We start from the raw sequence: 10,733 nt of genomic DNA, 5'->3' as shown, positions 1-10,733 counted from the left end.
ATGTTCACGGTCGACGACGCGGCGACGGGTCCGCACTGCGATCGGCGCGGTGCGCCAGTTGACCACGAGCGGATCGTCCTGCAGGCGCGTGACGTCGACTTCGACTGGGGCAAGCTGCCGTTCTACTACGTGCCGAACGAGCCCTTCACCACCCACTTCTGCAACGTGCTGCACCTGCTGTTGCCCGCGGGCGAGGAATTCATCGTCGACGCGTTCAAGAACGCCTTGCCGCTGATCAAGGACGATCAGCTGCGGCTGGACGTGCAGGGCTTCATCAGCCAGGAGGCCATGCATTCCCAAGCGCATGCGGGAGTGCTGGCGCACTTCGAGGCCAAGGGCATCGACGTGACGCCGTTCACCGACCAGATGGCGTGGCTGTTCAACAAGCTCATCGGCGACCGGCCCGGCTGGAGTCCACGCCGACGGGCGAGTTGGTTGCTGGAACGGGTGTCGATGGTTGCTGCGCTGGAGCACTACACCGCGATCCTGGGCGAATGGGTGCTCGACACCCCGCAGCACGACGCCATGGGCACCGACCCGGTGATGCTCGACCTGCTGCGCTGGCACGGCGCGGAAGAAGTCGAACACAAGGCGGTCGCCTTCGACACCATGAAGCACCTGCGCGCCGGCTACTGGCGCCAGGTGCGCACCCAGCTGTTGGTGACGCCGTCGTTGCTGTGGCTGTTCGTCCGGGGCGTGCGCTTCATGTACTCGGTCGACCCTTACCTGCCGCCGGGGACCAAACCGCGCTGGCGGGACTACTTCCGCGCGGCGCGCCGCGGGTTGGTGCCCGGGCCGTTCGAATTCCTCGGGGTCATCGGCGCGTACTACACGCCCAGTTTCCATCCGTCCAAGCTGGGCGGGGTCGGGCGCGCGGTCGACTATCTGGCTCGCTCGCCCGCCGCGCGGGCCTCCCACTGAGGTCGCCGGATGACTCAACTGACCACCGTGACCGCCGCGGACGGCGTGGTGCTGGCGGTTCACACCTACTCCGGCATCGATCCACGGCGCCCCACGATCCTGGCCATCCACGGCTACCCCGATAACCACCACGTGTGGGACGGCGTCGCCGAGGAGCTTGGCGACGGGTACAACTTCGTCGCCTACGACGTGCGCGGGATCGGCGAATCCTCAAGGCCCGCAACCCGATCGGGGTATCAATTTGCCCATCTGGTCGGCGATATCGGCGCCGTGATCGACAGCCTGGGCGTCGGCGCGGTGCACCTGTTGGGCCACGACTGGGGCTCCATCCAGGGCTGGGCGGCGGTCACCGACGAGTCGGTGATGGGCAAGATCGCCTCGTTCACGTCGATCTCGGGCCCGCACCTGAACTATGCGGGCAGGTTTCTGCGGTCACCGCGCACGCCGCGCGACGTGGCTGACGTGGTCAAGCAGTTCCTGGCCTCCGGGTACATCTGGTTCTTCCTGTGCCCCGGTGCGCCGGAGCTCGCGATCCGTTCCGGGGCCACGATGAAAGTGTTTGCGGCCGTTGAACGCATCGGTCGGCCACGCGGCGCCGGGCCGCGGCGCGCCGCCACGACCAGGTCGATCGATGATTACCTCAACGGTCTGAACCTGTACCGTGCCAACATGCCCGGACCGATCCTGGCGCCGCCGGCGCAACTACCGGAGACGCGCGTCCCGGTGCAGGTGCTGGTGGCCCGCCAGGACTACTTCGTGTCGCCCGCGCTGCAGCGGTTCACGGGTTCGATACCGCCCGACAACAGGATCGTCCCCATCGACGGTGGACACTGGGTGGTGACCTCGCACCCCGAAGTCATCGCCCAGCTCACCAGCGACTGGGTGAACTCCGTCGTCGCATTCGACAGTCCTAGGAATTCGCTGTGACACATGCCATTTGGAACTCCAGACCCGCCGACCTGTACGGCCGCCGCAAGCGTGACCGCTTTTACACGGCGTTGTGGGGCGTCGGCACGGTGTTCGGCGCCTTCGCGACGGCGTCGCGGTGGTCGCCGTCGCGGGTGCTGCCGGTGCAGCGGACCACGACCGCGGTAGTCACCAAGCGCGAACTGCTCACGCCCGACGTGGTGGCCTTGACGCTGGCGGATCCCGACGGCGGGTTGCTGCCGTCGTGGACACCCGGGGCGCACATCGACGTTCGGTTGGCCTCGGGCCGTCGCCGGCAGTATTCGCTGTGTGGGCCGCCCGGGCGGCGCACCGACTACCGCATCGCGGTGCGCCGGATCGCCGACGGCGGCGGCGGTTCGATGGAAATGCACGACGCTTTCGACGTGGGGGACACCCTCGTGTTCGAAGGCCCCCGCAACGCGTTCTACCTCGTGACAGACGAGCAGGACGTGTTGTTCGTCATCGGCGGCATCGGCGTGACGCCCATCCTGCCGATGATCCGGGTGGCCCAACAACTCGGAATCAATTGGCGCGCAATCTATGCCGGCCGATCCCGCGACTACATGCCGCTGCTGGACGAGGTGCTGGGGGTGGACGCGGAGCGGGTCACCGTGTGGGCCGACGACGAGCGCGGCCGGTTCCCCACCACCGATGAGCTGCTGGCCGGCGCGGGCCCGAACACGGCCGTCTACGTGTGCGCGCCGACGGCCATGCTGGAGGCGGTCCGCACTGCCCGCGACGAACACGTCGACGCGCCACTGCATTACGAGCGGTTCAGTCCGCCACCGGTCGTCGACGGCATCCCGTTCGAGCTGGAACTCGCGCGCTCGCAGCGGGTGCTCAGCGTGCCATCCAACCGGTCGGCGCTGGCGGTCATGCTCGACCGCGACCCGGCGACGGCGTACTCCTGCCAGCAAGGGTTCTGCGGGACCTGCAAGGTCAAGGTGCTGGCCGGTGACGTCGATCGGCGTGGGCGCACCGTGGAGGGCGACGACGAAATGCTGGTCTGCGTCTCGCGGGCGAAAAGCGGTCGCGTGGTGATCGACGCCTGATACGGCGAACTTCCGCTGCAGACGTTTCGAACACGCGTGCGATGGCTATCTCCAGGGCATGACTGACAACACGGAGCAGGCGCCGCGTGAGAATCCCGAGAAGGACACGTCCGACTGGGTGACCGGTGACGAGCCGATGACCGGACCCCAGCGCAGCTACCTACACACGCTGGCGCAGGAGGCCGGTCGCGATGTTCCCGACGACATGACGAAAGCGCAAGCCTCCGAACTGATCGACGAATTGCAACAACAGACGGGGCGGGGCGCCGACTAGCTGGCGGGCCGACTCCGGACGGTCGGCGTCTCGGGATCGGAGGCCTTGCGGTTGAGGTCGCGGAACCTGACGCTGACGCGCTGAAATCCCTTGACGCGCTCGGCTTTTGCCCTCTTGGCGTAGGTCTTCCGATCGGCCTCGGTCAGGTCCGCGTCGTCGACGAACGGGGTGAGCAACGCGCGCGGGTAAAGGTGCTCCACGAGAACGACGTTGATCTCGGCGCAGAGCACCAGCGTCGTCGACACGAGGTACAGGAACGCCAGCAGACCCAGCACCAGGGCGAAGACGCTATTGGTGGCGCTGGCCGTCTTGACCGTGTGCGCGACGTAACCGGCGCCGAACCGCTGCAGGATCTGCCAAATGATCGCCGCCGCAAGGGCTCCCGGCCAGACCTGGCGGTACGTGAGTTGCCGGGCGGTGGTCACGCGAAACGCCACGAGGCAGATCAGGCCGTTGATGGCGATGGCCGCAAGCGTGAGGCCGAACTTCCCAAAGATGCCCAGGGAACTCGTGGCCTGGCCGACCGCGGACAGGGCGGTGGAGGCGACGGCGGCCGAACCGAGGACCAACAACAACAGCGCGCTGCGCACGCGCGACCATATCGGGTTCGGGCGCTTGTTGCGTGGCACGGCCCACACCGAGTCCATCGCGTTCTGCACCGCCTGACCGACGCCCAGACCGCCATACAGGGCCCCCGCGATGCCGACGACCACCGCGACGGCGCCGCCGCTGAGTCCTTCGGGCTGGTGCAATTGGCTTCCGATGACCGGAAATTGGCTCAACGTGCTGTGCAGCACCTGGTCCTGGAGATCGGGCCGTCCGGCCAGGATCACCCCGAGGCCCGTGGTCAACAGGAGCAGCAGCGGGAACAACGACACGAACCCGTAGTAGGTGATCAAGGCGGACAAATATCCGCCTTGATCATCGAGGTACTTGTAGATGACCGCGATCACCACGCCGACGGCGCGGTTCCGTCGCTGCAGCCTGTCCAGCCAGCCGACCATCCATGCTCACTTCGTCTCGCAAAGCCGACACCCAACCGATGGGCTCACCAGGTCATACCCCGATTTTCGAGTGGTCAACCGCTGGGAGGGGTGCGGGTCGCACCGATTGCCGACGGATGCGTCACCACATAGCCTCGATTGATGGCCAAAGTCCTGTTCGTCATGACCGCAACGAGTTACTGGACGCTCAAGGACGGGACCCGGCACCCGACCGGATATTGGGCCGAGGAGTTCGCAGCCCCGTACGGCGCGCTCAGCGGAGCCGGCCACGAGGTCGTCGTCGCGACTCCCGGCGGCGTGGTGCCCTACGTAGACGTGATGAGCCTGCGTCCCTCGATGGCCGGCAGCGAGGAGATCGCCCGGCAGCTCGAGGAGACCCTACGATCCGCCGAAGAATTGCGCAGGCCAATCGAACTGGCCGACGCGCGCCTGGACGATTACGACGCCGTCTATTACCCCGGCGGCCACGGCCCCATGGAGGACCTGTGGCGCGACGCCGACTCGGGTCGACTGCTCACCGCCGCACTCGCGTCGGGCAAGCCACTGGCCATCGTGTGCCATGCGCCGGTCGCCATGCTGGCCACCCGGCGCAGCGGCGTCTCACCCTTCGCCGGATACCGGGTCACCGCCTACACCAACGACGAGGAGGACGCCGTCGGCCTCCGCGAGAAAGCCCCGTGGACCGCCGAGGACGAATTGATCAAGATGGGCGTCGACTTTGTCCGCGGCGAAATCTGGAAGCCGTTCACGGTCGTGGACCGAAACCTCTACACCGGGCAGAACCCCGCCTCCGCCGCGCCGCTCGCCCAGGAGCTGCTCAAAGTCCTCAAGTCCTGAAAATCGGAAAAACGCCGGTCAACGAGCCCGCGCAGCGCTTAAATCAGTACCTAGCGGGCACCGAGGCGGACGGCAGGAGGACCGACATGACCGAGGCAATCGCGGCGGGCGCGGACAAAATCAGATCGAGCCGATCGGGCCGTGTCCGAACACGTTGCGCCGTAGGCGCTTTCGCGCTCGCGTTGGCGGCGTTGCCGGCCATCGTCATCGCCGAACCGGCCATCAGCCGCGCCGACGATCCGCCCCCTTGCGCCCCCGGTTGGGCGTGGAGCTTCGACTTGAACCAATGCGTGTTCGTGCTTCCCGCCGCAAACGGGCCCGGCGGACCGGGGGGACCGGGGGGTCCCGGCGGACCGGGCGGCCCCGGCGGTCCGGGCGGGCCGGGCGGCCCCGCGGGACCGGGTGGACCCGGCCGCCACTAGTCAACCGGCGAGTGTGCGCCCTGGGCTTCGCGTGTGAGCTCAGGGCGGAAAATCCACCGAAATTGCGCCCCAGGCGCCCACTCGAAGCCGTCAGCGCACACTGACGTGCGGAAAGCCGCGCAACGGCGCCGCCGCCCAGCGGTCGTTATACTGGCTAAGTAAAGCTTGATTTCGACACTGGAGAGCAGGGCGCATGCCACGCACAGACAACGACACCTGGGACTTGGCCACCAGCGTGGGAGTGACGGCCACGATGGTCGCCGCGGCCCGGGCGATCGCCACCAACGCCGACAACCCGCCGATCGAGGACCCGTTCGCCGAACCGCTGGTCCGCGCGGTCGGTGTGGACTTCTTCACCCGCTGGGTCAGCGGCGACCTGAGCGCCGCCGACGTCGACCACGAGGAGTCGACGTGGAAGCTCGAGCACATGCCCGACGCGATGGCCGCGCGCACCCGCTTCTTCGACGCGTTCTTCCAGGACGCGACGGACGCCGGAATCCGCCAGGCCGTGATCCTGGCGTCGGGCCTCGACGCGCGCGCCTACCGGCTGGCGTGGCCGGCGGAGGTGACCCTGTTCGAAGTCGACCAGCCGGAGGTCATCGAGTTCAAGGCCGCCACCATGGCCGGATTGGGCGTCACGCCCCGGGCCGACTTGCGCACCGTGGCAATCGATTTGCGAAACGATTGGCCGAAGGCGTTGAAGGAAGCCGGTTTTGATCCGAGCCGGCCCACGGCATGGATCGCGGAGGGCCTCTTCGGCTATCTGCCGCCGGAAGCGCAAGACCGCTTGCTGGACAACATCACCGCGCTCAGCGCCGACGGCAGCCGGCTGGCCTGTGAGGCCGTCCCCGAGACGCCGGATCGGGACCGCGAACGCGCGCGGGAGATGATGCGCGTCGCCGCGGCCAAATGGCGTGAGCACGGCCTCGATATGGAGTTCGCCGATCTCGGCTTCGAGGGCGAGCGCAACGACGTCGAGGCCTACCTGCAAGGCCTGGGGTGGCGCATCACCGGCATCCCGATGCGTCAGCTGCTGGCCGACATCGGCCTCGCGGCGATCCCGCAGACCAGCGACTCGGTGTCGGTGGCGGACACGATTTATTACACGTCCATACTGAGCAGGTGACGGCAGCGCAGCGCCGCGGTCTCAACGACGCGGTCACCCGGATGTGGGGCTTCCTCGCGCCGGCCTACGACCTTCCGTTTCTTCAGCAGTGGATTTACCGCCCGCCGCACGACGAGGTGATCGCTCAGCTGCGCGCCCACAACGCGCGCAAGATCGCTGACATCGCTTGCGGCACCGGCATTCTCAGCGATCGAATCGAGCGCGAACTGAATCCCGACGAGATCCACGGCGTCGACATGTCCGACGGCATGCTCGCCCAGGCTCGCGCCCGGTCCGACCGGGTGCGGTGGTTGCGCGGCCCGGCCGAGCAGCTGCCGTTCGACGACGGGGCGCTGGACGCCGTCGTGACGACCTCCGCGTTCCACTTCTTCGACCAGCCTGCCGCCTTGCGGGAGTTCCACCGCGTGCTGGCGCCGGGCGGGCTGGCCGCCGTCGCGGCGCTGAGCACCCGGCAATCGCTGCTGCAGGCGCCAGCGACCAATCGCTGGAAGCCACAGCACAACGCGTCGCCGGCCGAGATGCGGAACCTGTTCGAAGGCGCAGGGTTCACGGTGAGCGATCAGCACCGCATTCGGCGACCGATCTGGACCCGGATCGTGTCCGACCTGATCACCGTCGGCACCAAAAGCTAGCCCCGTCGTCGGGCGAGTATCTCCCGAAGCGTCGGCAACGTTCGCTGGTCCTTTGGTCGGTTCGCTGCTTGCTTCGACCGGATCACGTCGCTGAGTGAGGCGATCCGCACGCTCACTCCATAGAGCTCGACCTGGGCCGCGTCGCGACGCAAGTCGCGATATCCGCTTGTGCCAGAAGGCTGGAAGCTCACATCGAGATCGCCGGCGTCCGTTGTGAGGTTCCACGTTTCGGCGGCGGCCAACGCTTCGCCGTCGCAGGAGAACGGCAGGCCGCTTGGTTCGGAGTCGGTGCGGAGCCGCGCGTTGATTTCACGCAGCGCGGCAGCGAGCCTGTCGAGGTTTCGCCGGCCCAATTCGGGGGTGATGTCGGCGTCCTCCGTCGGAAAAGGCGACCCGTGGTACACCGCGGCCAGGCCGCCGATCAGAACGTAAGCGACCTTGTGGCGGTGCAGAACCTCGAGGATGCGAGCCAGGTCGAGTTCCATCTCACGCCCCGCCGGCCTGCCGCAGGGCGGCCAGCTGCCGCGCGACCCGCGCGTGGCGATCCATGCGCTCCTGGCCGTCGAGACCCGCGAGCCGAGTCGCCTGAGCCATGTCGCTGTCGTCGCGCGGCACGAGCATGAGCTCGAGATCGAAGCCGCACAGCCGCACTAGTCGCCGAACGTCGTCGAGACTGATCGCCGTGCGGCCGGACTCCCATCGGGCGATCGCCGATTGGGTCGTGCCGGCCTGGCTCGCCAGCCGGGCCTGCGTGAGGCCCGCGCGGCGCCGCGCCTCGCGAATCAAGTCGCCGCCGTAGGACGTCATGCCTAACTATATAGCAGTACTGCTATATCTTTGCCGCCAACGCGTGGAGCGGCCAGAATGCGAGGGTGAAATTCGCCTTCCCCCTGCCGCACATGCTGCGTCTCAAAGCAATCACCCAGCCATGGGAAGCGGACGTCACCGGCGCTGACCAAACCCGAATGGTCAAGCGCGCCGAAGCGATGGGCTACGACATGATCGCGATCCCCGAGCATTTCGTCATCCCCGCCGACCGCATCGAACTGTCCGGCCCGCATTACCTTCAGTCGACCATTGCGCAGGCCTACATCGCCGGCGCCACCGAGAGGATCCGCCTGAATTCGTGCGTCACCGTGCTGCCGCTGCAGCATCCGATCGTGCTGGCCAAGGCGCTCGCGACCGCCGACTGGATGAGCGGCGGGCGCATGATGGTCACCTTCGGCGTCGGTTGGCTGGAACGCGAATTCGACTTGCTCGGCGTGCCGTTCCACGAGCGCGGCCGCATCGCCGACGAGTACCTCGAGGCGATCATCGAACTGTGGACCAGCGAATCACCGCGTTTTGAGGGCCGTTACGTTTCCTTCCACGACATGGTGTTCGAGCCCAAACCCGTTCAGCAGCCCCACCTTCCGGTCTGGATCGGGGGAGACGCCGACGCCGCGCTCAAGCGCGCCGCGCGGTTCGCCTCCGGCTGGTGGCCGTTCCTCACCACGCCGGACAAGATCGCCGAGCGCGTCGAGTTCATCAAGAGCCAACCCACCTACGACGGTCGCCCGTTCGATGTCATGCACGGGCTGGGCACCAATCGCGTCGGCGAGGGGCACCAGGTCGTCAAGGACCCGCACGCGCGCCCCGGGATGAGCGCCCAGGAGATCATCGACCGCCTCAACGGACTCGCCGAACAGGGCGTGACCTACAGCGCGGTGCCGGTTCCCGCCGTGCGCGGAATCGACGAATACCTCGACTACGCCCAGTGGGTGATCGAGGAGATCAAGCCCAAAGTGGCGTAGGCGCAACCGATCCGTCGACGCCCGCCCCACCGTCTGGTGAGGCGGGCGTCGCGTGGGTCGGCTTTTTACAGCGGGATCCAGACCCCGAAGAACCAGAAGCCCCACTGGTTGAATCCGGGATCCCAAACGGGAGTCTCGTTGTAGCCGTAGTAGTTGATGGGGCCATACCCCCACGGCCCGCCGGGTGGCGGAAGCGGCCTATCCCAGGCCGGCCGCGGCGGTGGGCCGTATCCCCACGGGCCGGGGCCGTCCCCCCACGGGGCACCGTGGAAGTAGCCGCGCTGCGGGTCGCCGTGCCAGGGGCCGCCCGGTCCACCGGGACCGCCGGGATGGTCGGGACCGCCGGGGCCACCGGGACCGCCGGGATGGTCGGGACCGCCGGGGCCACCGGGTCCGCCGGGACCGCCGGGATGGTCGGGCGCGGGTCCGCCCGGGCCACCGGGGCCGCCCGGAGGTCCACCGGGTCCACCGGGGCCACCCGGTCCGCCAGGGCCGCCCGGGTCGTTCGGTCCGGCCGGACGGTGATCCCCGGGCGCCGGGGCGCCGTGGTTACCGGGGGCCGGCGGCGCTCCCGGAGCGGCAAACGCCGAACCGGTGCCCAGACCCAGGGCGGCGGCGCCGAGTGCGCCGGCGATCGTTCCCCCCGCGATCAATTGCTTTAATTTCATAGTCCTTCACCTGTCTATAAGTGAGTTCCTAGAACCCCCCAACAATCCACACGCTAGATAGCGCGTCTATGGATTAGCTGTGACGGGCCCATGCGCAACTTTTGGGCGGCGGCTCGCCGCAGAACACGGCGAATGAGGCAAGGCTGCGCTGGCTTTGGCAAGCCTATATTTGCTGGTCGGAAGCCATTTCGCCGTATATCGTGGCGGTCGTGTCGGAAACCTCCCATCCGGCCGAACCCCATGTGGGATCGGTCTCCTCGAAACTGAACTGGCTGCGCGCTGGAGTGCTGGGCGCCAACGACGGCATCGTCTCGACGGCCGGCATCGTCGTGGGTGTCGCGGCGGCGACGGTGGACCGCGCGCCGATCCTGACCGCCGGAATCGCCGGGCTGGCGGCCGGTGCGGTGTCGATGGCCCTGGGCGAATACGTCTCCGTCAGCACCCAGCGCGACACCGAGCAGGCGCTGTTGACCAAGGAACTTCAGGAGCTGCGCGACGACCCGGCCGCCGAACTGGACGAGCTGGCCACGCTGTACGAAGGCAAGGGCCTCTCGCCGGCCACCGCGCGCACCGTGGCCGAGGAACTCACCGACCACAACCCCTTCCTCGCCCACGCCGAGGTCGAGCTGGGTATCGATCCCGACGAGCTGACCAACCCGTGGCAGGCGGCGGTGTCGTCGGCGCTGTCGTTCACGGTGGGTGCCCTGTTGCCGTTGACTGTGATCCTGGCGCCCCCGGCGGCGTGGCGGGTTCCGGCCACCGTCGTGGCCGTCCTGCTGGCGCTGGTGCTCACCGGGGCGGTGTCGGCGGGATTGGGCGGCGCGCCGCAGGGCCGGGCGGTGCTGCGCAATGTCATCGGCGGCGGGCTCGCGTTGGCGGTGACCTACGCGATCGGTCATCTGGTGGGCGCCGCGATCGGCTGATCGGCTCGGCGGCCGCCGCCGGAACCGGGACTGGAACGGAAACTGTAATATCTACCGTTGCCATCCCCACCCGAGAGAGTCGCGCATTGACCGAGACAAAGACCGTGCCGGATGCCGTTGATTCGGCCGCGCA

The 10,733-nt window shown here is 67.9% G+C and carries 13 protein-coding genes; 9 read left to right on the top strand and 4 right to left on the bottom strand.

The window, feature by feature from the left end; genetic code table 11:
* From AWB89_RS26705 to AWB89_RS26690, 4 genes are read left to right on the top strand one after another with little or no spacing between them, the layout of a single operon-like run.
* Nucleotides 1-921, top strand: a complete 921-nt coding sequence (locus AWB89_RS26705) for a metal-dependent hydrolase (RefSeq protein WP_085177798.1) — start codon at nucleotides 1-3, stop codon at nucleotides 919-921.
* 9 nt (nucleotides 922-930) lie between these two features.
* Entirely contained in the window at nucleotides 931-1,848 is a 918-nt protein-coding gene (locus AWB89_RS26700; RefSeq protein WP_085177796.1) for an alpha/beta fold hydrolase, read from the top strand.
* Nucleotides 1,845-2,921: a PDR/VanB family oxidoreductase gene (locus AWB89_RS26695; protein ID WP_085177794.1), complete on the top strand. Its 1,077-nt coding sequence runs from the start codon at nucleotides 1,845-1,847 to the stop codon at nucleotides 2,919-2,921. The genes AWB89_RS26700 and AWB89_RS26695 overlap by 4 nt, the downstream gene beginning before the upstream one ends.
* Nucleotides 2,922-2,979: 58 nt before the next feature.
* Nucleotides 2,980-3,195 (top strand): DUF3072 domain-containing protein, encoded by a 216-nt coding sequence (locus AWB89_RS26690; protein WP_085102038.1) that lies wholly within the window; start codon nucleotides 2,980-2,982, stop codon nucleotides 3,193-3,195.
* On the opposite strand, the gene AWB89_RS26685 is transcribed toward AWB89_RS26690, so the two are convergent.
* On the bottom strand, nucleotides 3,192-4,199 hold the full coding sequence (locus AWB89_RS26685; RefSeq protein ID WP_085177792.1) for a YihY/virulence factor BrkB family protein: 1,008 nt from the start codon (nucleotides 4,197-4,199) through the stop codon (nucleotides 3,192-3,194). The genes AWB89_RS26690 and AWB89_RS26685 overlap by 4 nt on opposite strands.
* Nucleotides 4,200-4,340: 141 nt before the next feature.
* On the opposite strand from AWB89_RS26685, the gene AWB89_RS26680 reads away from it, so the two are divergent.
* From AWB89_RS26680 to AWB89_RS26665, 3 genes are all read left to right on the top strand, one after another.
* Nucleotides 4,341-5,036, top strand: coding sequence for a type 1 glutamine amidotransferase domain-containing protein (locus tag AWB89_RS26680; protein WP_174627873.1), 696 nt, complete (start codon nucleotides 4,341-4,343; stop codon nucleotides 5,034-5,036).
* 615 nt (nucleotides 5,037-5,651) lie between these two features.
* Nucleotides 5,652-6,584, top strand: a complete 933-nt coding sequence (locus tag AWB89_RS26670) for an SAM-dependent methyltransferase (RefSeq protein WP_085177786.1) — start codon at nucleotides 5,652-5,654, stop codon at nucleotides 6,582-6,584.
* Nucleotides 6,581-7,216 (top strand): class I SAM-dependent methyltransferase, encoded by a 636-nt coding sequence (locus AWB89_RS26665; RefSeq protein WP_085102030.1) that lies wholly within the window; start codon nucleotides 6,581-6,583, stop codon nucleotides 7,214-7,216. Before AWB89_RS26670 ends, AWB89_RS26665 begins: the two co-directional genes overlap by 4 nt.
* Here the strand turns inward: AWB89_RS26665 and AWB89_RS26660 are convergent.
* On the bottom strand, nucleotides 7,213-7,701 hold the full coding sequence (locus AWB89_RS26660; protein ID WP_085102028.1) for a hypothetical protein: 489 nt from the start codon (nucleotides 7,699-7,701) through the stop codon (nucleotides 7,213-7,215). The genes AWB89_RS26665 and AWB89_RS26660 overlap by 4 nt on opposite strands.
* 1 nt (nucleotide 7,702) lies before the next feature.
* Nucleotides 7,703-8,023, bottom strand: coding sequence for a helix-turn-helix transcriptional regulator (locus tag AWB89_RS26655; protein WP_085102026.1), 321 nt, complete (start codon nucleotides 8,021-8,023; stop codon nucleotides 7,703-7,705).
* 65 nt (nucleotides 8,024-8,088) lie between these two features.
* Here AWB89_RS26655 and AWB89_RS26650 point away from each other — a divergent pair, with 65 nt between their 5' ends.
* Nucleotides 8,089-9,009, top strand: a complete 921-nt coding sequence (locus AWB89_RS26650; protein WP_085102024.1) for a TIGR03619 family F420-dependent LLM class oxidoreductase — start codon at nucleotides 8,089-8,091, stop codon at nucleotides 9,007-9,009.
* 65 nt (nucleotides 9,010-9,074) lie between these two features.
* Here the strand turns inward: AWB89_RS26650 and AWB89_RS26645 are convergent, their stop codons facing one another.
* Nucleotides 9,075-9,677: a chitin-binding protein gene (locus AWB89_RS26645; RefSeq protein WP_085177784.1), complete on the bottom strand. Its 603-nt coding sequence runs from the start codon at nucleotides 9,675-9,677 to the stop codon at nucleotides 9,075-9,077.
* A gap of 209 nt (nucleotides 9,678-9,886) precedes the next feature.
* Between AWB89_RS26645 and AWB89_RS26640 the strand changes: the two genes are divergently transcribed.
* Entirely contained in the window at nucleotides 9,887-10,600 is a 714-nt protein-coding gene (locus AWB89_RS26640) for a VIT1/CCC1 transporter family protein (protein ID WP_085177850.1), read from the top strand.
* Nucleotides 10,601-10,733 lie beyond the last annotated feature (133 nt).

The organism is Mycobacterium paraense (assembly GCF_002101815.1).
In the GTDB taxonomy this organism is placed as follows: Bacteria; Actinomycetota; Actinomycetes; order Mycobacteriales; family Mycobacteriaceae; genus Mycobacterium; species Mycobacterium paraense.
The sequence above is the reverse complement of the archived record's forward strand: the minus strand, read 5'-3'. Positions and strand labels throughout refer to the sequence as shown.